Origin of the sequence: Acinetobacter sp. UBA3106, assembly GCA_002365595.1 — a bacterium.
Classification (GTDB): domain Bacteria; phylum Pseudomonadota; class Gammaproteobacteria; order Pseudomonadales; family Moraxellaceae; genus Acinetobacter.
Window position 1 is genome coordinate 1 of sequence record DFAM01000002.1, and the last position, 23,054, is coordinate 23,054.

The 23,054-nt window shown below is 41.0% G+C and carries 21 protein-coding genes and 2 tRNA genes; 16 read left to right on the forward strand and 7 right to left on the reverse strand.

Features of this window, described 5'->3' with window-relative positions; genetic code table 11:
• The first annotated feature begins 31 nt into the window (after positions 1-31).
• The 3 genes from B4C48_RS00780 to B4C48_RS00790 all read left to right on the forward strand — a co-directional run bounded on the left by B4C48_RS00780 (position 32) and on the right by B4C48_RS00790 (position 810).
• Positions 32-108: transfer RNA gene (locus B4C48_RS00780), tRNA-Asp, on the forward strand.
• 90 nt (positions 109-198) lie between these two features.
• Positions 199-274, forward strand: a tRNA-Val gene (locus tag B4C48_RS00785).
• A 74-nt stretch (positions 275-348) separates the two neighbouring features.
• Positions 349-810: a DUF2750 domain-containing protein gene (locus tag B4C48_RS00790; RefSeq protein ID WP_291352470.1), complete on the forward strand. Its 462-nt coding sequence runs from the start codon at positions 349-351 to the stop codon at positions 808-810.
• Positions 811-812: 2 nt separating this feature from the next.
• On the opposite strand, the gene B4C48_RS00795 is transcribed toward B4C48_RS00790, so the two are convergent.
• From B4C48_RS00795 to yccS, 4 genes are all read right to left on the reverse strand, one after another.
• On the reverse strand, positions 813-1,595 hold the full coding sequence (locus B4C48_RS00795; RefSeq protein ID WP_291352472.1) for a YdcF family protein: 783 nt from the start codon (positions 1,593-1,595) through the stop codon (positions 813-815).
• A gap of 105 nt (positions 1,596-1,700) precedes the next feature.
• Positions 1,701-4,361, reverse strand: a complete 2,661-nt coding sequence (locus tag B4C48_RS00800; RefSeq protein ID WP_291352475.1) for a sulfite reductase flavoprotein subunit alpha — start codon at positions 4,359-4,361, stop codon at positions 1,701-1,703.
• Positions 4,362-4,529: 168 nt separating this feature from the next.
• Entirely contained in the window at positions 4,530-5,090 is a 561-nt protein-coding gene (locus B4C48_RS00805) for a hypothetical protein (protein ID WP_291352477.1), read from the reverse strand.
• Between the two features lie 85 nt (positions 5,091-5,175).
• Entirely contained in the window at positions 5,176-7,350 is a 2,175-nt protein-coding gene (gene yccS / locus B4C48_RS00810) for a YccS family putative transporter (protein WP_291352480.1), read from the reverse strand.
• Positions 7,351-7,485: 135 nt separating this feature from the next.
• On the opposite strand from yccS, the gene B4C48_RS00815 reads away from it, so the two are divergent.
• A complete protein-coding gene (locus B4C48_RS00815) occupies positions 7,486-8,703 on the forward strand; it encodes a multidrug effflux MFS transporter (protein WP_291352482.1) in 1,218 nt (405 codons plus the stop codon).
• A 49-nt stretch (positions 8,704-8,752) separates the two neighbouring features.
• On the opposite strand, the gene B4C48_RS00820 is transcribed toward B4C48_RS00815, so the two are convergent.
• Positions 8,753-9,460: a nitroreductase gene (locus B4C48_RS00820; RefSeq protein ID WP_291352484.1), complete on the reverse strand. Its 708-nt coding sequence runs from the start codon at positions 9,458-9,460 to the stop codon at positions 8,753-8,755.
• A 392-nt stretch (positions 9,461-9,852) separates the two neighbouring features.
• Here B4C48_RS00820 and B4C48_RS00825 point away from each other — a divergent pair, with 392 nt between their 5' ends.
• The 8 genes from B4C48_RS00825 (at position 9,853) to B4C48_RS00860 (ending at position 17,471) form a co-directional block, all read left to right on the forward strand.
• Complete coding sequence (locus tag B4C48_RS00825; protein WP_291352486.1) at positions 9,853-11,160, forward strand: DcaP family trimeric outer membrane transporter; 1,308 nt, start codon at positions 9,853-9,855, stop codon at positions 11,158-11,160.
• A 307-nt stretch (positions 11,161-11,467) separates the two neighbouring features.
• Entirely contained in the window at positions 11,468-12,460 is a 993-nt protein-coding gene (locus tag B4C48_RS00830; protein WP_291352488.1) for a patatin-like phospholipase family protein, read from the forward strand.
• Between the two features lie 319 nt (positions 12,461-12,779).
• Entirely contained in the window at positions 12,780-12,977 is a 198-nt protein-coding gene (locus B4C48_RS00835) for a hypothetical protein (RefSeq protein ID WP_291352490.1), read from the forward strand.
• Positions 12,978-13,344: 367 nt separating this feature from the next.
• Entirely contained in the window at positions 13,345-13,866 is a 522-nt protein-coding gene (locus B4C48_RS00840; RefSeq protein WP_086199282.1) for an acyl-CoA thioesterase, read from the forward strand.
• A gap of 154 nt (positions 13,867-14,020) precedes the next feature.
• On the forward strand, positions 14,021-14,584 hold the full coding sequence (locus tag B4C48_RS00845) for a TetR/AcrR family transcriptional regulator (protein ID WP_291352494.1): 564 nt from the start codon (positions 14,021-14,023) through the stop codon (positions 14,582-14,584).
• A gap of 27 nt (positions 14,585-14,611) precedes the next feature.
• Positions 14,612-15,805: an MFS transporter gene (locus B4C48_RS00850; RefSeq protein ID WP_291352496.1), complete on the forward strand. Its 1,194-nt coding sequence runs from the start codon at positions 14,612-14,614 to the stop codon at positions 15,803-15,805.
• Positions 15,806-15,820: 15 nt separating this feature from the next.
• Positions 15,821-16,714, forward strand: coding sequence for a LysR substrate-binding domain-containing protein (locus B4C48_RS00855; RefSeq protein WP_291352498.1), 894 nt, complete (start codon positions 15,821-15,823; stop codon positions 16,712-16,714).
• A 142-nt stretch (positions 16,715-16,856) separates the two neighbouring features.
• The gene (locus B4C48_RS00860) at positions 16,857-17,471 is read left to right on the forward strand and encodes a glutathione S-transferase family protein (protein ID WP_291352644.1); all 615 of its coding nucleotides are present in this window, start codon (positions 16,857-16,859) and stop codon (positions 17,469-17,471) included.
• A 95-nt stretch (positions 17,472-17,566) separates the two neighbouring features.
• On the opposite strand, the gene B4C48_RS00865 is transcribed toward B4C48_RS00860, so the two are convergent.
• Positions 17,567-19,174 carry a bifunctional 3-(3-hydroxy-phenyl)propionate/3-hydroxycinnamic acid hydroxylase gene (locus tag B4C48_RS00865; protein ID WP_291352500.1) on the reverse strand — a complete coding sequence of 536 codons (1,608 nt, stop codon included), beginning with the start codon at positions 19,172-19,174 and terminating at the stop codon, positions 17,567-17,569.
• Between the two features lie 327 nt (positions 19,175-19,501).
• A complete protein-coding gene (locus tag B4C48_RS00870; protein ID WP_291352502.1) occupies positions 19,502-19,720 on the reverse strand; it encodes a hypothetical protein in 219 nt (72 codons plus the stop codon).
• A gap of 593 nt (positions 19,721-20,313) precedes the next feature.
• Here B4C48_RS00870 and B4C48_RS00875 point away from each other — a divergent pair.
• The 4 genes from B4C48_RS00875 (at position 20,314) to B4C48_RS00890 (ending at position 23,054) form a co-directional block, all read left to right on the forward strand.
• A complete protein-coding gene (locus B4C48_RS00875) occupies positions 20,314-21,324 on the forward strand; it encodes a CobW family GTP-binding protein (RefSeq protein WP_291352504.1) in 1,011 nt (336 codons plus the stop codon).
• A gap of 62 nt (positions 21,325-21,386) precedes the next feature.
• A complete protein-coding gene (locus tag B4C48_RS00880) occupies positions 21,387-21,917 on the forward strand; it encodes a YaeQ family protein (protein ID WP_291352506.1) in 531 nt (176 codons plus the stop codon).
• A gap of 89 nt (positions 21,918-22,006) precedes the next feature.
• A complete protein-coding gene (locus tag B4C48_RS00885; RefSeq protein WP_291352508.1) occupies positions 22,007-22,630 on the forward strand; it encodes an MgtC/SapB family protein in 624 nt (207 codons plus the stop codon).
• Positions 22,631-22,715: 85 nt separating this feature from the next.
• A complete protein-coding gene (locus B4C48_RS00890; protein WP_291352510.1) occupies positions 22,716-23,054 on the forward strand; it encodes an FKBP-type peptidyl-prolyl cis-trans isomerase in 339 nt (112 codons plus the stop codon).

The following is a 23,054-nucleotide window of genomic DNA, read 5'->3' on the forward strand; positions in this document are numbered from 1 at the left end:
GATATAATGACTTAGAAATAAGTATCGTGATGCAGCGGTAGTTCAGTTGGTTAGAATACCGGCCTGTCACGCCGGGGGTCGCGGGTTCGAGTCCCGTCCGCTGCGCCATTTTCTAGATTCCTTGTGCTAGGAAGTGTATAATCAAGCAAGATTTCTTTCTTGCGTCATAAAAATAGCAACGCTATTTTTATTCCTCAAGGGCGCTTAGCTCAGTTGGTAGAGCGTCTGCCTTACAAGCAGAATGTCGGCGGTTCGATCCCGTCAGCGCCCACCATATATTCTCCTTGATCAAATCCTATTTATCTCCTAAACTCTTTAGTTAATAATAATTTTAACTATTGAAAAATCATGAGAAATCCATATCAACGCAAGGCTGCGTCTAAAACTCAAAATAATACTTATAACGCGCAAGAGATCTATAAACAATTTGTTGAAACGATTGTAGCTCAAGGTTATGTTCATGCCTTGTATGATGATGGTTTTGCATTATGTGCAACGCCTACCGGTCAGCGTGCATTCGCCATTTGGCAAAGTAAAGGTCTGGCAAAACTGCTAATCAAAGACAATTGGGCCAATTATCAGGTTCAGGATATTTCACTTAAAGATTTTGTTGAAAAAGTGATTCCTTTTCTACGTCAGGAAAATACCTGTATATCGATGGATTTAACACCAGAAGGGCAAAATGTGCTGGTTGCACCAGAAAAACTATTATTAGATATCAAAAATTACCTGTATCAGATTTATGTCCAAAAACCTGAATTATTTAAAGATGAAAAGCTGCCTTTACCACGTAACATCCGTTTGAACTAATTTTAATATTCACGTAATAGCCAGCCGCTGATAAAGGCAAAATATTCGCGCAACCAGGAGTTGTAGCGAATATAAAGCGGTGTTGGAGCACTGAGGGTGAGTAATTGCTGATAACCTTGATGTTTGGCAATAGCCTTGGCACGTAAAATATGAAAGTCACTGGTAACAATAACAATAGGCTGTTTTAGAGATATATGCTGCTGTGCCAGTAAAGGCTGCACATTGCGCAGATTTTCCGCAGTGCTGGTGCTTTTAGCTTCTAATAAAATCCGTGATGGGTCAATATGATGCTGTTGTTGCAGATATTCAGCCATTACTGTTGCTTCAGAAATCTGTTCTTGGAAACCTTTACCTCCAGTCACCACTAGCAGTGTTTCAGGGTACTGTTTGGCATAATTGGCACCGACATCTAAACGCTGTTTTAATGTGGGAGAAGGCTGGCCTTTTTCAATGCCACTGCCCAGTATAATGAGGGCAGAAGCAGGCTGAACTGTATTAGATTGCTGAATGCTATATTGTAGATAACTGAAAAATATAAATAACGTACTGATCCAAAGAAAAAATCCTACCCATGCACAGCGCCATAAAGTTTTTCTCATTGGGGTGCGCTGAACAAAGTTTTGAATCCAGGTAAAACACAAGGCATAGAGCATGAGGCCTATACCGATGATCGTAAGAAGAATAATACCAAGATGCATTTTATCCAGTGAAAGTAGCCATAAGCTATCGAGAGCCAATACACTGCCAATGATAAAACTCAGGCGACGTTTGAAACTGCTGGACATAAGCTTACTCTGGGTAAATGTTATTGTTAGTTTAAACAAATTGGATGTTTTAAGGATAAAAAACCGGGTACTGAGACCCGGTTTTTTATAACATTTAATTAGTAATTAGTAGACATCACGACGATAACGGCCATCCTGACGGAGCTGATCAACGGTTGCTTCACCCAAAACGTCAGTTAAGGCCTGATCGACATCGCTGGCCATACCGTTAATGCTACCGCAAACATAGATTACCGCACCATTATTCACCCAGGCTTTGAGCTCTTGAGCCTGTTCACGCAGTTTATGATGCACATAGACTTTTTCTGCCTGATCACGTGAGAAGGCTAAATCCAGACGTTGTAGCATGCCTGTTGTTTGCCAGGCTTCAATCGTGCTTTGATAGAAGAAATCATGTTCACGTTGACGTTCGCCAAAGATCAGCCAGTTTTGGGTGTAATCCTGACGGGTACGTGCATGTAACAAACTCATCAATCCGGCAAGACCTGTACCGTTACCAATACAAATTACGGGACGGTTGTCATTAATCAGGTGGAAAGATGGATTATTACGGATACGCAGTGCAATCTCGCTATTTAATGGGGCATGCTGGGTGAGCCAGCCTGATCCCAGACCCAATTGACCTTGGGTATCGGACTGTTGGCGCACCACTAAGCGCAGAACTTGCTGTGAAGGAATGCTGGCAATGGAATATTCACGCGAAGGCAACGCAGGAAGCTGCTCCAGTAAATGCTCCATATTGGCAAAAGGTTCAACTTCAATAGTTAAATCTTTATCCCATAAAGCCTGTTCAATAGTAATATTTAAAGAATCGACCAAAGTATTTGGCTGAATTTGATGCTGCTGCATAAACTGGGCAATACGATTAGCACTGTTGCCGGGTTGAATCTCGGCAATATCACCGGCTTGCCAGGTCACTTCATGACTCGGCTTTAACTCGATATTAAATGCTGGTGCACCCAAGCTATTCGGGTTAAGCAGGTCACGTTGGGTTAAGGTCCAGCTATCAAACGTTTTTTCGATATTCATGGCTTGTAACTCAAGTTGAGTTACGTTGGCTAAAGCGTTATTCCATGCCTGAATCTGCTCTTGATTGGCATTATCCACTTCAATCGTATTAAACAATTGCTGTGCACCATTTTGCTTTAACCAGTCATCAATCGCATGGCCAAAATGACAGAAAGTATCGGGATATTCACGCGAACCCAAGGCCAATACGGCATAGTGCAGATGACCTAAATCAGCTTTTTTGCCTAGTATTTTTTTGGCAAAGCCTGAGGCTAAGTCAGGTGCTTCACCGGTACCGTAAGTACTGGCTACAAATAAAACCTGTTCGGTATTTTTTAAATCATCCAGACTTAAATGTTGTACTGATTTTACTGTTGCGGGTTGACGGGCCTGTTGCAGGCTGGTGGCTGTACGCCATGCCAGCTGTTCCGCCATACCGGTTTGTGACGCATAGACAATCAGCCAAGGTTTTGCATTGGCATCAATATTGACCGCCGTTAAGCTATGACGTGCTGCTTGAGTCAGTTTCTTTTGCTTGCGACGTTTCAGATACAGCATCCAGCCGGTAATAAAGAACAATGGCATGCTCAGAGCAGCCAGCATCGCAAAGAATTGATATACCGGACCAAAGAAGCTACCGCGGTGAACCGGCAGTATGCTGCTCATGATTTTTTCATTGAGCTTTTTATCTTCGTAAATTTCCATCTTTTTGATGGCAGACGCCTGATAGTCAAATGTGGCTTTGTTGCGTGCACGTTCATGTTGCGGAATCACATCGACAAAGCTAATTTCAAGTTCACCATTCGCCTTTTTAGGAACATTCAGGGTAATGCTTGAATAATCACGGCCCACCTGAGCATTAAAGCCGTTCCAGCTTTGGCTGAGAGCCAGATTGATTTGCTCTGGGCTTAAGCCTTTTTTCTCACGTTTTTCACCGCGCTGCTGTTCACCAGCTGCTCCGTGATCATTCGCAGAGATAGCCTTTTCCCTGTTACCTGTAGCTGAATTACGTGGTTCTGAGCCTTCACGCTTTCCGCGTTCTTCACCATCACGTGGTTTTTCAGTTTCACCCTTGGACTCTTTTTGTTGTTCAACGCCCATCACAGTATACAGGCCACTACGCCACCAGCCATAAGACCAGGTTAGACCCGTACAGGCAATAATCAGGAAGAAAACCACGACCCAGGTACCCACCACGGCATGTAGGTCCCAAATAAAATTACGGCCTTTCAGTTGTGGTTTGATCATGAACCACTGTTTAAAAGAATGCTTTTTGGGCCAGCGCAGATATAAACCGCTGAAGATAAAGATCAGCAGCATGAGGGTACATGCACCAGTAATCTGTTTGCCGACGGGTCCAACGGTCAGGTTGCGATGTAACTGCTCGATAAACTTAAAAAATTCTCGACTTTTGACTTCAGGTAAAACTTCAGCAGTGTAGGGGTTAATCATCATGGTATAACCCTTACGCGCACCTTCTTTCACAATATTAATGCTCGAAGATACGGTTGGGTCTTTAGCCACGGTGATGCTGTTAATTTTCATCTCTGGATCAGTTTTCTGGAAATGCTGATACAGCTCGGCAGGGGTTAATTTATCTTGTTTTTCAACCTGGACGGTATAACTATCTGGATTGAGCCATTTCTGGATAGGCTGTTCATAGGAGTAAATGGCACCGGTTACCCCCATAATCGAGAGGATTAACCCGGCAGTAATACCCAGAAACCAGTGAATCTGGAAAAAGATTTTTTTTAACATAACCGAAGAGGATGCTGAGAATAGACAGAATTACGCTGAATTATAACTGAACTTTTCCAAAATGATATCGATTTTGTAGGTAATATCTATTCTCATTATCATTTAATTTTGTCGGAATTAAAAAACCCCCAGTCTGGAGGTTTTTTTATGTCTAGCTTGCAGTAGCGTTTAAATCTGTTTTGCTTCGCCCACAGTTTCAGTTAAGTGCTTACGAATGGTATTGAATGAAAAATTCTTTGAATCCATACGCTTTGGCAAGATATAAGCACCTTGCTGACCTTTTACCTTGAAGTTAATCAACATAAAGTCAGGCGTGTTATACCATTCATACACATCTTTCCAGCCAATCGCACCGACACCTTCTTGTGCACCCATTTGTTGACGCATAATCAAGCCGTGGGGTTGAACGCCTAAGCGAATGCCTTTGATTTCCTGAACCGGAAATTCATTCATCTTGCGTTTCACGTACCATTCCAGGCCGAATTTACGCACGAGGAAGTAAGCAACAACACAGACCAATGCCACCCAACAGAAAATGGTGGAATAGTTTTTCAGCAAGATGATGCCAACAATCGAAAGTACAGCAACGGCTGCCATGATCATCCAGGCTTTGGTGCCGATTTTATTGGTGCTACGCCAGATGGCAAGTTGAGCTTGACGTTGTTCAGCCTCTGAAATTTCATAGTTCACAGGCTGTAGGGTATAAGCGTATAAATTTTTCGCGGTCATAATGAAAATAACAAATCTAGAACTGTAAAAAGTTTAGCATTATTTATACCAATTCAGTGAGTATATTGTTCCAAAATCATCCTATTTATAATGAGGCTAATTCGGTGGCCTTTTCATCACGGTCATGGCTCAAACTTTGCTTTAAACGACTGAGTTGATTCAGAATACTGAGCATTAACGATAATTGCTGCAAAACGATCAGAGATTTTTGATCATCTTCGTTATTTTGGCTCAAGCGTTGCCGTATGGTATGCAACATATTTTGTGCTGTCAGGTCGGGCACTTCATCTTTTAACAACGCACCTTGAATGTCATCCAGAGACTGATCGAGTAGCTGCAGAACTTCTTGATCTGAAATTTTCTCACGATGTGCACCCAGTGCAGCAATATAACTGAGCAGGGTATGATTCAAACACAAGAATTCAAAAGCCAGGCTTTTTTGTACCGGATCAAAATCAGGTTCTGTGGCCAGGGTCGAAATCAGTGAAGCGACATCTGCATCATTGTTATTTGCAGCGCGACGCACCACCCGATATTTCAACCCGTTATTACGTCCATTTTTATACTGTTGAATGACTTCGGCTAAGTATTCACATTGAGCAGTGAGTGAGCGTTGGATGGTGCGCGGTAGACGGCGGAATTTCCAGTCCGGGAAGATAAAGCTGACTCCGAACCATGCCAAAGCACAGCCAATTAAGGTATCAATCATGCGGGGTAGGGCTGCTTCAAAGCCCATTCCATCCAGATTAAAGTTAATCAGCGCAAGAATGGTAATAAAGGCGGTGGCTTGGGCATATTGTTTACTGCGCAATTCGAAGAACAGTACACCACTTAAAATCAACAATAATAATTGCCCCTCAATAGAAGGGATAAAGTACAAAATGGCATAACCGAGAATAATACCGACCAAAGTGCCGACAATACGCAGGCGTAAACGGCGTTTGGTGGCATTAAAGTTGGGTTGGCTGACAAAAAGAGCTGTCAGTAAAATCCAGTAGCCATATTCAATATTGGTCACTTGCACAAAAATATAGCCAATCAGCAGGACCATAGAGACCCGGATTGCATGTCTAAACAGCACAGATTCTGGCGTTAAATGTTGTTTGATGCGGATGACAATATCATCCCAGCCTTTTAAATCATCATCTTTCAGCTGGTTTTCAATATGTTTGCTTTTATCAAACTTGATATGCCGCTCTGTTTCGACATTACGCAGTTGCGCATCAATCGACTTTAAATTTTGATACAGAGAAAATAGCGCATTGACCCACACCTGGTCATATTGCTGTTCAGAGCGCAATTTCTCCAAAGATAGCTTTAAATTGGCAAAAGCGTGTTTAAAGCGTTTGTTATGTTGATAGGTTTCCCGGTGCAAAATACTGTGACTTAAATCTTTGCAGGCCTTCGCCTGGATAGAAAGAATCCGCTGAAAGCGAAATAAAATGTCGCTATGTTCAAAAATTTTGACCAGTTTCTGATAGTCAATGTGCGCTGAATCTGCACGTTCATGGATATCCTGCGCCACAAAATAATATTGCAGGCTGCGACGGGTATCTTTTTGCCCCCGGTCACCTTTTAAGCGGGTGAGAAGCGCAGTTTTCATTTCATTGAAAATGCCGACCAGCTTGCCATTTTCCAGCGATAGCTCAATCATGCTTTGCTGATAACTGTCTGGGGTCATGTCGACATCAAACAGATTGGACTTGGCAAACAGAAAGTCACCCAGTGATGAATAGCACTGTGAGAGTTTGTCTTGAACCTGACGCACAGGAAACAGTAAAAAACTGATGGTGGAAATCAGGCCATACCATGCAGCACCTGCAACCAGCAGCAAGGCTTGGCTATACCAGTTGTCAAATAACTCAACACCGAGCATCGAGTAAACGGAAATCACCAGACAACCATAGGAAATGGTCGCATAACGCCGTCCCAAGGAACCGAGCAGAATCAAACCAATACAAGATACAATCAGCCCGAGAGCAAACAAAACTGGATAAGGAAATAAAAAATAAATCGAAACAGCAGTAATAAAGAAGCCGATATAAGTATAAATCAGGTTCATGATGCGAACCGAAAAGCGGTCATCAATATCACTTAAGCCGGCAGCAACCACACCCAGGGTCAAGGGAATGGTGGCTAACTGATGCCCCATAAAATAGGGCACAAAGGCGGTTCCTGCAAATGCAATAATCATGCGCAGGTTATACATAAATGTCGTGTTATAAGTCGCTTGTTTAAGACGCGTCAGCCAAGATTTCAAGTTATGTCCTAATCACCAGAGGATTTATGTATGGAGAAGTAAATTATGTGAAATTTCACTCTCAATCCTTAGAAATAATACTATGTACAGTGTAAGCTTGTCTTTAAAGCCTGCATTTAAAAATTAAATATCGATATGTCTGAACAACAGTCTACACAACAATATTCCACGGCATGGATTATGCTGCTGGCCTTATTGACCTCATTAGGTCCACTTTCTATTGATATGTATTTACCAGCCTTGCCACAAATGGCACAGGATTTTGGTGTCAGTACGCAAATGGTGGCCAATACTTTGCCAGCTTATTTTTTAGGTCTGGCTTTGGGGCAGCTGATTTATGGTCCCTTGAGTGACCGGATTGGGCGCAAAACCCCGCTCTATTTTGGCTTGGCACTTTACGTGGTGGCAAGTCTGCTGTGTATTTTTGCCAGCAATGAGTGGAGCTTGATTGCTGCACGTATATTACAGGCGGTTGGGGGCTGTGTCGGGGTAGTGATTGCACGGGCTGCCATTCGTGACCGTCTGGATATGCAGGCTTCTGCTCAGGCCTTTGCCAGTATGATGATTGTGATGGGAATTGCCCCGGTTATCGCGCCAAGTTTAGGCGCCATTGTATTGAAGTTCTTTGCCTGGCAGGCAGTATTTGGTTTTTTAACTATGATTGGGTTGATCTGTTTAGTCTGTGTACACTTTTTCTTTAAAGAAAGTTTGCCGCTTGAACACCGTTTAAAGCTGAATGTCGCCCAGATTATTCAGCTATATGGCAGTATTTTTAAAGACCCGAGTTTTAAATGGCCAATGTTGGCCGGCTGTTTTTCTGGTGGCATTTTATTCTGTTATATCAGTTCCTCTGCTGCAGTGTTGATGGATGATTTTGGATTAACTCAACAGCAATTTGCTTATGCATTTGGCCTGAATGCCTTTGGTATCATGTTGTTATCGACCTTAAATAAAAAGCTGGGTCATCAATTTTCGGTAATGAGCCGCCTGAAAATAGGCGGCATCATTCAGTTAATTGGAGCATCCATTTTATTTGTCGCAGGTTTTATTGGTCATAGCCCATTATGGGTAGTATTGATGGGCATGTTCTGGGCAGTGGCAGGCATTGGCTTTACCGGCCCGAATGCGATGGCATTGGCCATGTCGGAACAGGGGGCGCAAGCCGGTACAGCCAGTGCCATTATGGGAAGTATGCAATTTGCTTGTGGCTTGCTTGGCGGCGTGATTTTGAATTTTCTCATCTGGAATTCATTGCTCAATATGGGGATTTTGATGTTGATCTTCGTGGGAATTACATTGCTTTCCATTATGCAGCTCAGCAGACAGCTTCAGAATAAAAGTTTTAATACCTAAATATAAAAAAAGAGATCTGAAAACCAGGTCTCTTTTTTATTGAAGCCAATTATTGATCCATAAACACAGTAAATTCTTCAACCGCAATACGTGGCGTAATAAAGCTATTCACGATATGTTCGGGGTCGGCATAACCAAGCGCGACTGTACAAACCAGTTCTTCATCTTCCGGGGCATTCAGCACATCCATTACGATGCCATGAAAATGATTCCAGGCTGCTTGAGGACAGGTATCCAGCCCGCGTGCTTTTGCTGCAATTATCACGTTTTGAATCATCATGGCAATATCCATTTTTGAGCCAATACCCATGGCTTTATTTACGGTGAAATACAGCCCAACCGGCGCATCAAAAAGTTGAAAATTTCGCAGTTGTTGCTGTGCCATTTTATCTTTTTCACCTTTTTGAATATTTAAGAGACCATATAGACCCCAGCCATTTTCACGGCGACGCTCAATAAAAGGGGAAATCCATTTTTCTGGATAGTAGGCAAAAGTTTCTTGATGCTGCTGTGCAAGTTCAGGTTTTTCATAAAGTTCAAGTTGTGCCTTGCATACACGCTCGACCATTTCATCACGCTTTTTTCCGCTAACCACATAGACCTTCCAGGGTTGGGTATTGGTTCCTGATGGCGCCCGGCTTGCTACTGCTAAAATATCTTTAATCATATGCGGATCAACAGGCTGATTCAAAAAAGCACGCACGGAATGGCGAGAAGTAATAGCAGCATCCACGTTCTGAACTTGCGCTAAAATCATAAAATTCCTTTTGAAATGAGTTTTTTAACATCCTTTGACTATATACATTAGTCGAATGTCTAATTGTTAAGCTGTATACGAAATGTGTATAAATATATGAATATTCGAATTATTTTTTAATTGAATCTAAAAATAAGATCATTTACTAATCATTGTTCGGGAAAAATGATTTTAATAAAAGCTAAAAATTGCTAGATTTGGCATGATGTGTGATTTGTCACATGTTGTAAATTTATAATATTTTAAGTTTTTTTACTGTACTCATAAGCTGAAAATGCAATGATTTTTTAAGCTTGTTAATTTTTGAATGTTGTTTTTTCATAGATTTATTGGGTTTTTAAAAATGACTGAATGCATGGATGCGGATATTTAACAGATCGGAGATTTTAACAATGGGTCAATTACGTAACGGTAAATTTATGGCTAAGGGTTTAGCATTGGCAGTCACTGCGGTAATGGTTAGCGCAGCACAGGCCGGTACAGCTGAACAAAAACAAATTCAGGACTTACGTAAAGAAGTAGAAGCATTAAAATCTTTAATTCAGCAACAACAGCAAGTTCAACAACAGCAACAAACTCAAATTGAACAAGTTAAAGCACAACCTGTTCAACTTGCAGCAGCGCCTGCAGCTAAAGCTGAAGCGTCTGCAACAGGCTTTAAAACTAAAGCCGGCGCAAGTGTAAACCTGTATGGTTTCGTGCGTGGCGATGCTAACTACATTATTGAAGGTGCGGATAACGACTTTGGTAATGTGGCTAAAGCCGGTACAGCTGGTGCAGGAACATCGACTGTAAACGACAAGCTACGCGCGACCGGTAAAACAACACGTTTTGGTTTAGATTTTTCAGCACCTGTAGGGGCAGACAACAAGGTTGGCGGTAAAATCGAAGTTGACTTTGCTGATACCAATGGATCGAATGACGGACTGCGTTTACGTCACGGTTATTTAACTTATAATGACTGGTTATTTGGTCAAACCACCTCTAACTTCCTGTCAAATCATGCGCCTGAAATGATTGATTTCAGTACCAACGTGGGTGGTGGTACTCAACGTGTTCCACAAGTTCGCTACAATTTTAAACTTGCACCACAAACTCAACTGTTCGTTTCAGCTGAAGAAGGCGATAGTACGGGTGATGGCATCAAATATCGTTTACCTAATTTAACTGCGAAATTGGTTCAAGGTTTTGCTGAGGGTAAAGGTTCAGCATCAGCACGTGCTTTAGTTGAAAATTATAAATCGACCACAGCAGATGATGACAAAACCGGTTGGGGTATTGCTGCAGGGGTAAACTATCAAGTTGCTGATCCTTTAAAAGTATCTGCTGATGTTTCGCATGTTGTGGGTAACGGTAACTACCTCTATGGTAGCAACAGCGCTTATTCTGTCGATTCTGCAAATAACAGTATTGAGCAGAATGAATTTAATGCGGTTCAAGTAGGTGCAACCTATAAGATTTTACCTAACTTACGTTCGACATTGGCTTATGGTGCATTGTTTGCTGATGATGGCACTGACTATGCGCGTCTTAATACTGCAGCCAATGAAAAAGTTCAACAGGCGTGGATTAACTTTATCTATACACCAGTTGCGCCAATTGACCTAGGTGTTGAATATATCAATGGTAAGCGTGATACCTTTGCTGGACAGTCATTTAAAGATAACCGTGTAGGCTTAATGGCAAGATATAATTTCTAATTCAAAACTGGAAATTTGAAAAGAGGCGATTTATTCGCCTCTTTTTTATTTGAAAATTTATTTTTAATCTCCAATTAATATTAAAGCCATCTAATTAGCATTGTGTAATACCCATCTTTTCCATAAGTAAAAATGGGTAAAAAGATGAGATAATATAAATATGGGATGGCAAATCTATGCGCTATCGTCTTTTTAGGACTGCTATTTTTTTGATGAACAATTTACGAAATAATACAGTTTTGCAAATTAATCATTCTTAAACTGTATGCCTTTTTTGCGAACAGCTTTATTTATATTTAGGTGGTTCATGAGCAACATCAAATTTAGTTTTATTGTTTTGGCAGTATTGGGTATAGGGGGATGTCAAACGGTGACTCCGCCCAAGTTTACTGTTGGTTCGACAGGACTATCTGAACCACCTGCTACAGATGCTCAAGTTCGGGCAGACCGGATTAATTTTAAAAAACTTAAACAGCGGGAAAACCGTCCTATTGTTGCCTTGGTGCTGGGGAGTGGAGGCGCGCGGGGCTATGCGCATATTGGAGTCATTCAGGTATTGGAGCAGCAAGGAATACACCCTGATTTGATTGTAGGTACCAGTGCAGGCAGTATTGTGGGTTCCATTTATGCTAGTGGCAAAACAGCAGAAGAGCTACGCACTATTGCTTTAAGCATGAAAGCCAATGATGTTCGTGATGTAAAGCTGGATATGAAAGGTTTTTTTGACGGCCAAAAAGTTGAAAATTACGTTAATCAGCAAGTTAATAATACGCCGTTGGAATCCTTAAAAATTCCCATGTACGTGGTCGCAACGGAGTTAAAGGAAGGCAAAAAAGTCGTCTTTAATTATGGCAATACCGGACAGGCAGTACGCGCTTCAGTGTCTATTCCAAGCATGTTTATTCCGACCAGAATTGGGAAAGAGGAATATGTTGATGGTGGTCTGGTGAGTCCGGTGCCGGTAGAGGTGGCACGCGATTTAGGCGCGGATATTGTGATCGCCGTTGATATTCTGGCGCAACCCATGCATACCGAAACCCGGAATGTCTGGGGAATGTTTAATCAAAATATCAATATTATGCAAAGCCGTTTAGCTGAAGAAGAACTCAAGCACGCAGATATCATCATTCAGCCAGACTTAAGGGAAAAAGGGCATATATTTGATGTTAAAGGCCGTGAAATGACCATGCAAGCCGGAGTAGAGGCAGCGCAGAATCAATTAAATACAATTACAACGTTATTGAAACAAAAGCATTATCCATTCGGTTATACCATTCAGCAATTAAGCGTTCAGGATTAGAACCTTGAATACAATGTAATGATGAAGTCGAATCTTGATAAGGATTCGATTTCATCATTGCGATGCTGTTATGTTTTAGTCTCTTTGAACGTGGGTTTTGATGGATAAATCATCAAAACTCACTGAAATATACTCTAAAGATAAACTAATTAATTGATATTACTAAATAAAATAAACTAAGCGATTAAAGCTTTCATTCTATATTATTTTTGTATTAATATGTTTTTGTTCAATGATTTAAGTTTACCAATGAATCAAAAGTGACTAAACTGGATTGTATTGAAATGGTGCTAAAACATATTTCTGTAAGGATGGTTAAATGAATAGCAGCAATATGAAAATAGAAAAATTTACCATAGGCCAAAAAGTCAAAATGGCGAGTATGGGAAATCTGGTATTTACTATAATTGCAGAAAATACTGATGGCACCTATAGTGTTGAAACCCAGCTCGACCAGCAAAATGTATTGAGTTACGGCAATATTTCCAAAGAAATGCTGCGCAATGTAACGGCTTAATTTTATTCTAATATTGCTATTTAGCTGTTTGATAAGACAGCTTTAACCATAGCACTGATGTACACATGACTTTAACTTTTCACTTTATTCCTGTGTAGTCGAGTAATAATCCAAATGTACATTTTAAAATATGCCGCCATTTTTTTGTAATCTTATTTTTAGAACAAATATTCTATTAAAATCAGGCTATAAGAAAATTGCTTATGCGTCAGTGAGTTGGTGAATTAGATATATATTTTCTTGAATGATAGTAAAATCACTATAAATAATAATGATGGTTTTATTGCCCATTTCGACATTTTAATGCACAGAAAAACGATATAATCATTCCTTATACTATTGTCTATAAAAGAGTCTAGAGAACGCGATGTCCCCATTAGATCAAATTGCTCCAGCATTAGATGACCAGTCTGAATTAACCATGACAGTTTTAATGACTCCTGATATGGCAAACTTTTCAGGAAATGTTCATGGCGGAACAATTTTAAAGTTATTGGATCAGGTTGCATACGCATGTGCTAGCCGTTATTCAGGCAGTTATGTGGTGACCTTGTCGGTGGATAAAGTAAATTTCAAAGAGCCGATTCATGTGGGTGAACTCGTTACTTTCCTTGCCAGTGTCAACCATGTTGGCCGTACTTCAATGGAAATCGGGATTCGCGTAGAAGCACAGAATATCCAGAAGCGTACCGTACGTCATACCAATAGTTGTTACTTCACTATGGTGGCCGTGGATGAAAACGGTAAACCAAAACAGATTCCGGCATTAAATCTGGACAATGACTGGAAACGTTGCCGTTTCGAGGCTGCTGAACATCGTAAAGTGGCACGTTTGCAAGAAAGTCATCATCCCTCATGCAGTATTTATAAAAAAACCTCGCAATGCTAATACTGTATTAAAGATTAAAATCGACTAAAAGTTGATATATGAAAAGACTGCTTTATAGCAGTCTTTTTTGCTTTTAAAGGGATGATCAGGTCTGTACAGGAAATAAAAATTAGCCTAATATGAAACGATACGTATCGTTTCGATTGGGTGGTTCATGTCTGAATTAGAGAAAACTTCCCGACGCAAGCAATGTATTTTGCAGGCAGTAACTGCAGCGCTACAAGAATATGACTACAGTCATTTAACGGTAGAAGATATTGCAGCTCGGGCAGGTGTAGGTAAATCTACCATTTACCGCTGGTGGAAGCATAAATCGGATCTGGTTTTTGATGCCTTTAAAGAGCAAACCGCTTCGGTCTTTGATCTGGATTTTCAGCAAAGTCTTGAATTTAATCTGAATCAGCAGCTTTTAAAATTGTCCCTCGCACTCAATCATCCAGTCGGGCGTGCCTTATTGGTGGTCATGGCAGAGCATCGTGAAGCTGCCGGTGATTTCTTTAGACAATATTTATTACCGCGTCGTGAACAGACCCGCAAGTTGATTCAAATCGCAATCGAGCGTAAAGAAATTATTGCCGAATATCCCTTTGAACTGATGCTGGATACGCTGTACGGGCCAATTCACTATCAGATTATTTTCTTTAATTGCAAGCCGGATGAAGCTTACATACATAATCTTGTAAGTTTGGTAATGCAACCTGTTCTGGTTCAAAAGTAGCACCAGGCTACCGCTAAGTTGGTCATTATGTCTGCGACAAACACTGAGCGTTTATGGAATCGCTCGTTTATATTGTGTCTATGCAATAACCTGTTTTTATTTACCTATTATTATGCCTTGTTGACCATTCTACCGATTTACATCATGAAGGATTTAGGCGGAACGGTGAAAGAGGCAGGTTTGGCATTGACCCTGTTTCTGGTGTCTTCCATTGCGGTTCGGCCATTTTCCGGACTGATTGTGGAAAAATTAGGCAAAAAAATCGCTTTTCGCGGTTCAGAATTGCTATTTGTTCTTTTTGCTTTTAGCTATCTATTTGCCGACAGTATGTGGGCTTTATTACTGATCCGATTTATTCACGGCATCTGGTTTAGTGTATTAACCACCGTGACCGTGCCCATAGCGAATGATTTTATTCCCGATCATCGCAAGGGCGAGGGCATGGGCTATTTTGTCATGTCGACCAACCTTGCCGTAGTGTTTGGGCCTTTAATTGCCTTAACTGTGTTGCAGTTTACTGATTTCAAGATGCTATTTGCGTTATTAACTGCTGTGATCAGTCTAGGTTTTATCTTCTGTTTAATCATTCCGGTACAACAGCAGGACAAGGTTGCTTTCACGGCTGAGACTCAAGAAAAAAACCGTCTGGGTTGGCATGACATTATTGAAACACGTGCCATACCGATTGGCTTTGTGGCATTGCTGACTGCATTTGCATATTCCAGCATTATGAGTTTCATTACCGCGTATAGCGAATCTAAAGATTTGCTGGCGTATACCAGCCTGTTTTTCATTGTCTTTGCTGTTTCCATGATTGTGGTGCGGCCGTGGGTAGGTAAAATTTATGATCGCAAGGGCGCCAGTGCAGTCATTTATCCTTCCTTTATTTTCTTTGCCATCGGTCTGGTCGTGGTCAGTCTGATCTCCAATCAATGGCTGCTCTGGTTATCTGCTATATTTATTGGTATTGGTTATGGCTCACTGTTTCCATGTTTTCAAACTATTGCCATTCAGTCTGTCGGCAAACAGCGTATGGGACATGCCATTTCCACATTCTTTACCCTGTTTGATTTGGGCATGGCAATCGGTTCAGTCATTTTAGGATTGATGATTGCCTATTATGGTTATCAACTGAGTTATTTATTCTGTGCTGGAATTACTGTACTAACGCTATTTGTTTATAAATACACAGTTTCGGCATCACTGAAGCAACCTAAATAAAGAGAGGTCCGGCACGTGGAATTACGTCATTTACGCTATTTTGTTGCTGTTGCACAAGAACTGAATTTTACCAAGGCAGCACAGCGCATGTGTACGGTGCAACCCTCTTTGAGCCAGCAAATTAAAGATCTGGAACATGAGGTCGGTGTTCAGTTACTGGTTCGATCCAACCGTAAAGTTGAACTGACTGAAGCGGGAAAATCCTTTTTAAAAGAAGCATTGCTCAGTTTGGAGCATGCAGAAAAAGCCATTGATGATGCGCGGAAAATTGCCAACCTGAACAAAGACCAGTTGAATATTGGCTTTGTGCCTGTGGCAGAAATGAAAATTTTTCCCTATATCATGCCGAATATACGGGCTCATTTTCCCGATATCAAAATCAACTTTCATAGCCTGACCGATGCCAACCAGCTGAAAGCGTTAAAGAAAGGCGATATTGATATTGCCTTTACCCGCTATGTCGATGAATCAGATGAGCTGGAACATGTGCAAATTTTTAGTGAACCTCTGGCTTTAATCGTACCTAAAGATTCACCGATTGCCGATCAGCGGCATATTAGTATCAAGAGTTTTAATCATCAAGATTTTGTGATTAGTGATGAGGATGCTTCACCGCAGCTGCATAAAATTATTACCGATTTCTTTAAGCAATCTAAACTGGATGTCAACGTCGTACAGCACTCGACCAATATTCTGTTAAATGTCAATTTAGTCGGGATGGGGGTAGGCTGGAGTCTGGTACCGGCTTATGTGATTCCGCTCTTGGGCGATAAAATTATTGTGAAAAATACCATCGAACCTTTACCGATGATTGACCTGTATGCCAGTTATCGCAAAGAACAAAAAAATGAGCTGATTGAACTGATTTTAAAAATTTTGAAAGAGCAGTTCTATATGGGGTTCTTTTAAAAAAAACGTTCAAATCATGTGATGTTTTTAAACGGGCGAAAGCATCGTCACCGGATGAATCTGTCACATAATACTCATCTATACGCAATGAAATCGCTTTATACTCAAAAAATAAAATAACAATAGAGATCGAATGAAAATGATGAAGCTATATAACAATGCCCAGTCGCGTGGCATGACCTTGATGCCTCTGTTGAAAGAGCTAGATATTGAAGACCAGATTGAACAGATAGAAGTGCCTTATGAAAACATGCATCAGGCTGAATATACGAGTATTAATCCTATGGGAAAGGTGCCTTGTCTGGTCGATCAGGGCATCGTAATTTCTGAAGTCGCGGCTATATTTGCTTACTTGGCTGATAAATATATAGAAAAAGGTTTGGCACCCGCTCTGGATGATCCCAAGCGCGGTGCCTATCTGAAATGGATATTCTTTGCTCATGGTCCTTTGACTGAATATATGGATTTAAAAGGGCTTAACGTGCCGAATGAGCAAATTGAACAAAGAAAACGGAGCCTGACTTTTGGTCATGAGGAGAGCGTATTGGCATTTCTAAAAAAGGGTATGCAAGAAGCAAATCTGTATTTGCTGGGTGAGAAAATTTCAGCAGCAGATTTATTTTTGGGTTACTGGCTGGTTTTTGCCATCTCTTTTAAAATTTTGCCGTATCTGGATGAGTTCAAGCCGTTTATTCAGCTTCTGGCACAGCGTGACTCCATGAAAAATGTACCGTGGTTTCAGAAAATAAATGATTAATTTAATTACTTAATATAAGTGGAAATAAAAAAGACCACGCTTTCACGTGGTCAGGTCTCTGAATATGATTCAGTGAATGTATTTTTATATCTGCATTATTTTACATGTAGCTTTTTAAACAGTTGTTGGCTCACGTGATCCAGCGTTTGTGGAATCGTAAGCGCTGCCACAAAGCGGTCAGGACGTAAGATAACAACCGATTCAGAGGTTTTACCAAACCAGCTGCGAATATCGGTACCAATATCACCCAGAGTAATCACGCCGTCAAATTGCTTGCGGTTTTCATTGCCAAACTGAACTTCAGGAATGACTTGAATAAATTTAACGCCTAATTTTTTCCAGACTTGCATGGTGGTATCCGAGAGGCCCCATTGAGGATCGACTCCCCAGGCAATAATGGCAAAGTCATTGCCAATCACCTCATCCAGTAAAACTTGTTCACCCGACTCAAGTTTCACTTGCGGCTGGATAAACATCTTGCCGACCGGAGATTCTTTCTTGCCGTCTGCTAGCAAGGCACCGTCATGATATTTCGGCATCGGTTTAAAACGCATTTCAAGCAAATATTGTTTAATCGGCTTGATGTAATTCAATGCGTAGGCAATACCGTCACGGATGAAACCTTGCCATTTTTTCGGTGGCGCAAGTACGTGGCCTGCCATTACTGAAAGATCAATCATAGCTTTGGCATGGTCTTTACGTTCAATCTGGTAAGAATCTAATAAATCTGGGGTAGCTTTGCCCTGAATGACCAATGCCATTTTCCAGGCCAAGTTAAAGGCATCGCGCATACCGCTGTTATAACCCTGACCTTGCCATACCGGCATAATGTGTGCGGCATCGCCGGCAAGTAAAATACGGTCAATACGGAATTTATCAGCAATACGGGCATTGTGTGTATAAACACGCTGACGGATCACTTCGATATTTTCAGCATTCGGTAATACTTTAGACAGTAATTTGGCGATGTTTTCAGGTTTGCTCAGTTCTTCCTGAGTTTCACCCGGCATCACCATAAATTCGAAACGGCGGATGCCATGCGGAAGTGCAGCAGATACGTATGGACGAACCGGGTCGCAGCATAGGTAAATATGCGGTGTTGCCAGAGGATCATTTTCAATATCAATCACGATCCACTGGTTTGGTGCGGTTTTACCATCAAAGCCAATATTTAGAGTACGACGTACAATTGAGTTACCGCCATCGCAGGCAATCAGGTATTGTGCATGCACGGTTTCTTCATTTTGGTCTTTATCTTTAATTTTAAGTGTTACGCCGTTGGCATCCTGGCTAAATTCATTCAGTTGACGTGAAAAAAGCACTTCAGTTTTTTCATACTGCTTTAAACCTTGCAGTAAGACATTATCGACCTGTGGCTGAATAAAGGCATTACGACGGGAGAAACCGAATTCGCGGGTGAGTGGCTGAATGTCGGCAAAACAGCGACCTTTTGGCGTCAAGAAACGCATAGCGTGGTTCGGCGTAGTATGCGGCAAGACCTGGTCAACCAAACCGAGTGATTGAATGGTACGTAAAGATTCATCATCAATACCAATGGCACGCGGATAATCAATCAAACTGTCCAGTTGTTCGATCACCGTGACCTGAATGCCTTGTTTACTTAGATAGTTCGCAATAGTCAAACCAACAGGGCCTGCGCCCAAGATAGCCACTTCAGTCGTGAAATTCGTTTTGTTGCTCATAGCGAATGTCCATTCAATCAATCCACATTTAAGGGTATTAACGGTGAAATTGAGGGTCTAAACAAGCTATGCCATAGTAGATCTATTGAATGACAAAAAAACATTAGAAATAGTTTTAATTGATTAAATTATTGAAAATAAACAATTATATTCATTATTGGCTATATTTTTTTTAAGCCTAATGATCATTTTTTTCTATCATTCATCAATATCGGGTTAAAAATAAAAAAGCTGAACGATGTATATCATTCAGCTTTTCTCACTCAATCGTGCTTTAGGTTAAATAAGCAATAGGGAGGGAGTAAGGTAAGTTAAGGTTTAAGAGCCTTATTGTGCTGGTTTAGCTGGTTTTTCTTCAGCAGCAGTTTCTGAAGCAGGCTGAGCAGCAGATGATTTATCAGCAGCACTTTCCGAAGTTGTAGCAGGCTGTTCCTGGGTTGAAACAATGACTTTTGCTTCTTCTTTTTGTTTATCCGTAGTTGCAGCAAAAGTGCTTGCTGCAGCAATGGCTAAAGTAGAGGCAAGTAAGATTTGAGTTAATTTCATTTTAAGCATCCTTTATTTTCTAAAAAGTTATTCGATCCATATTTATCATCACATAAATATGAACAGGGCCCATGCTAAAGACCTGCGGGAGAGCGGGCAATCAAAGCAACAAAGTGAAACAGAGCGGTTAACCTGAAAAATACAAGCAAGTGTGTGCTGTTTATTTACTGTAAAAAATGCGCTGAACAATGCATAGAAAATGTATGCAGATATTTCTATATAAGCTTTTTTAATGCATTTTCTTACTTAAAAGACACAAAAACAGCAGAAAATAATCGTTTTAACAAACCGGTTGTTTCAATTAAATGTAAAGAAATTTTGCAGATTTTTTGAGATTATTTTCTATTTTGAGTGATTTAGTGCACTAAAAATAGCGTATTGCTGCCGATGATATTTTTTATAGTCTACTGAGTTATTTCAATAAAATTTGATCAAACGGGTTGCTAGGTCTTTTAAATGAAGTGAATACATTGCCAGAGCTAGAGGAAAAAATTAAAGTGGAGTTCTATACAGATTTTTGAGCACCTTTTTCGGCTAAGTTGTCCTCATCACTGCATTGATTAATCTCCCTGGCCATGAATAGCGAGTAAGTTTTGAAACTGATTTCTCCCACTCAAGCAGTACCGACACATATTATTTCCGGGTTTTTAGGCGCTGGAAAAACCACCTTGCTTAAACATTTACTTAGCCAGAAGCCGGAAAATGAAGTCTGGGCGGTGCTGATGAACGAGTTTGGGCAAATTGGAGTTGATCAGCAGCTATTACCGCAAACCCAAGGCTATGAAGTTAAGGAGTTACTCGGTGGTTGTCTGTGCTGTAGCAGCCAGTTGCCGATGCAGATTGCCTTGTCGCGGTTATTATCAGAAAGCAAACCGGACCGGTTATTTATCGAACCCACAGGTTTGGGACATCCTGCACAATTACTGGAACAACTGACCGAGCCACACTGGCAACAGAGTATTGCCATGCGGGCATTAGTGACCGTGATTGATGGCTCGCGTTTGCATGATAGTGATTGGAGCAAGCAGAACCTGTATGCAGACCAGTTAAAAGCAGCACAAATTATTGTGGTGTCTCATGCGGATACGATGAATTTTGCAGATGATCAGGCTTTAGCAGCATTGAAAATTGAATATCAGGCCTATCAACAGACTTGGCTGATGAGCGGGCAGGAGCATATTTCACTTCAGCAAATTGACCAGCCTTATGTGGGAACTGAACGCAAAATTCAGCCTTTATTGAAAATTCAGAAAACATTTTCAGCAGGACAGTCCTTGCCAGAAATTAAACAGTTGCCTTATCACTATGCTGAAACTGCTCAAGGTTATAGTGTGGCAGGCTGGAAATTACCCAAGCGCTGGCAATTCGACTTTTATGCCTTGCTGGATTTATTGTGTGAACAGCAAGACTGGCTGCGGATTAAAGCCATTTTTAATACCAATCAGGGCTGGAAAACTTTTAATTTTAATCCGGAACAGTTTAATTATCAGTCTTCAGAAGAAGGCATTGATAACCGTATTGAAATTATTGTGCAAGACCAGCGCGACTGGCAATATTTTGAAGAGCAGTTATTTCAATGTCAGTTGAATCGAGATGAGCCCTAAAAACAACTCTGCAAAATCGGTCTAAATCTTATATGCTAGGCGCCAAATTTGAGGATACTTGTATGGCGCTTAAAGCAACGATTTATAAGGCAGATTTGAATATTGCCAATATGGATGATCATCAATACGGTGATTATCAACTGACCATGGCTTTACATCCATCTGAAACCATTGAACGCTTGATGGTGCGTATTTTGGCCTATGCCCGTTTTGCCGATGAAGCCTTGGAATTTACCAAAGATTTATTTGAAACCGATGAGCCGGCATTGTGGCAAAAAGACCTGACCGGTCAACTGGTGAAATGGATTGAAGTGGGCAGTCCGGATGAAGATAAAGTCAAAAAAGCCAGCGCGCGTTGCAAGCAAGTGGCTGTTGTTACTTATGGTTCAGCTGTGGATGAATGGTATAAGCGCAACAGCAAATTAAAAACTTTAAGCAATGTGCAAGTGTGGAAACTCTCGACCGCGACTACTGATGCCTTGCCGCAATTATGCGAGCGCACCATGCAATTGCAGTTAAATGTGATGGATGGCGAATGGACCTTGATTGGCGATCATGCACAAGTTGTGGTGGAGTGGGAACAGTTACAATAAGGACAAATAAGGATGCAAGTCTAGGCTTGTATCCTCACTAAAAAATTGCGTATACCTGAAAACAATAAAAATGAAAAAAGGGAAAATATATGCATCCGGATCTCTATCGTTTGCTGATTGCCCTGGGCATTGGTGCAATTATTGGCGCAGAGCGTGAATATCGCAGTAAATCTGCCGGCCTTCGCACCATGATTATGGTCAGTCTGAGTTCATGTCTATTTACCATTATGTCTTTAAAAATTGGCATCGACAGCCAAGACCGGATAGCCGCCAATATTCTGACCGGTTTGGGTTTTGTTGGCGCAGGGGTGATTTTTAAAGATGAAAACCGTATTTCCGGCATTACTACTGCTACTACCATCTGGATGACGGCCGCCTTGGGTATGGCAGCTGGCGCAGGTTATGAACTGTTAAGCCTGTTCGCCACCTTGATTGTTTTGATCGTGCTGATTTTTTTGATTTATGTCCAGGAGGGGATAGAAACCCTGAGCCAGGCACGTACCTATCGAATTATTTGTCCTTATCAGCGCAAAACTTTAGATCAATATGAAGCGCTATTTAAGACCTATAACATGAAAGTGGTGCGCAGTGTGCAGCATAAAACCGAGCAGCGCATGAGTGGACGCTGGATTTTAATCGGCTCGGCTGAAAATCATAAAAAATTGACGGCTTATTTATTGAATGATTCCAATATCCAGGAGCTGAGTTTTTAAATATACATAATTTAAAGCATAAAGAACTCATCTGAATCCGGTTTATAATAGTGATTGAAAATTTAGTGCTCTGTTTAGGTAAATGATGATGAATGAATTAGAAATTATTGATTTAAAAGTAGGTGAAGGCAAAGAAGCGGTGAAAGGCGCGCTAATTACCACACATTATACTGGCTGGCTGGAAGATGGAACCAAGTTTGATTCGTCGATTGATCGTGGCAACTACTTTGAAACTGTAATTGGAACAGGCCGAGTAATTAAAGGCTGGGATCAGGGCATTATGGGCATGAAGGTCGGTGGTAAACGTAAATTACTGGTTCCTGCACATTTGGCTTATGGTGAGCGAAAAATGGGTAAAATCATTCCTGCAAATTCCAATCTTATTTTTGAAATTGAATTGTTTGATGTGAAAACACGTGATTAA

What these genes read in the sequence shown, in the direction of transcription:
- B4C48_RS00865 (WP_291352500.1), bottom strand. Translation starts at nt 19,174, where the DNA reads ATGAGCAACAAAACGAATTTCACGACTGAAGTGGCTATCTTGGGCGCA.
- B4C48_RS00885 (WP_291352508.1), top strand. Translation starts at nt 22,007, where the DNA reads ATGCATCCGGATCTCTATCGTTTGCTGATTGCCCTGGGCATTGGTGCA.
- B4C48_RS00890 (WP_291352510.1), top strand. Translation starts at nt 22,716, where the DNA reads ATGATGAATGAATTAGAAATTATTGATTTAAAAGTAGGTGAAGGCAAA.
- B4C48_RS00815 (WP_291352482.1), top strand. Translation starts at nt 7,486, where the DNA reads ATGTCTGAACAACAGTCTACACAACAATATTCCACGGCATGGATTATG.
- B4C48_RS00825 (WP_291352486.1), top strand. Translation starts at nt 9,853, where the DNA reads ATGGGTCAATTACGTAACGGTAAATTTATGGCTAAGGGTTTAGCATTG.
- B4C48_RS00805 (WP_291352477.1), bottom strand. Translation starts at nt 5,090, where the DNA reads ATGACCGCGAAAAATTTATACGCTTATACCCTACAGCCTGTGAACTAT.
- B4C48_RS00880 (WP_291352506.1), top strand. Translation starts at nt 21,387, where the DNA reads ATGGCGCTTAAAGCAACGATTTATAAGGCAGATTTGAATATTGCCAAT.
- B4C48_RS00820 (WP_291352484.1), bottom strand. Translation starts at nt 9,460, where the DNA reads ATGATTTTAGCGCAAGTTCAGAACGTGGATGCTGCTATTACTTCTCGC.
- B4C48_RS00790 (WP_291352470.1), top strand. Translation starts at nt 349, where the DNA reads ATGAGAAATCCATATCAACGCAAGGCTGCGTCTAAAACTCAAAATAAT.
- B4C48_RS00795 (WP_291352472.1), bottom strand. Translation starts at nt 1,595, where the DNA reads ATGTCCAGCAGTTTCAAACGTCGCCTGAGTTTTATCATTGGCAGTGTA.
- B4C48_RS00845 (WP_291352494.1), top strand. Translation starts at nt 14,021, where the DNA reads ATGTCTGAATTAGAGAAAACTTCCCGACGCAAGCAATGTATTTTGCAG.
- B4C48_RS00835 (WP_291352490.1), top strand. Translation starts at nt 12,780, where the DNA reads ATGAATAGCAGCAATATGAAAATAGAAAAATTTACCATAGGCCAAAAA.
- B4C48_RS00870 (WP_291352502.1), bottom strand. Translation starts at nt 19,720, where the DNA reads ATGAAATTAACTCAAATCTTACTTGCCTCTACTTTAGCCATTGCTGCA.
- B4C48_RS00800 (WP_291352475.1), bottom strand. Translation starts at nt 4,361, where the DNA reads ATGTTAAAAAAAATCTTTTTCCAGATTCACTGGTTTCTGGGTATTACT.
- B4C48_RS00840 (WP_086199282.1), top strand. Translation starts at nt 13,345, where the DNA reads ATGTCCCCATTAGATCAAATTGCTCCAGCATTAGATGACCAGTCTGAA.
- B4C48_RS00860 (WP_291352644.1), top strand. Translation starts at nt 16,857, where the DNA reads ATGAAGCTATATAACAATGCCCAGTCGCGTGGCATGACCTTGATGCCT.
- B4C48_RS00850 (WP_291352496.1), top strand. Translation starts at nt 14,612, where the DNA reads ATGTCTGCGACAAACACTGAGCGTTTATGGAATCGCTCGTTTATATTG.
- B4C48_RS00830 (WP_291352488.1), top strand. Translation starts at nt 11,468, where the DNA reads ATGAGCAACATCAAATTTAGTTTTATTGTTTTGGCAGTATTGGGTATA.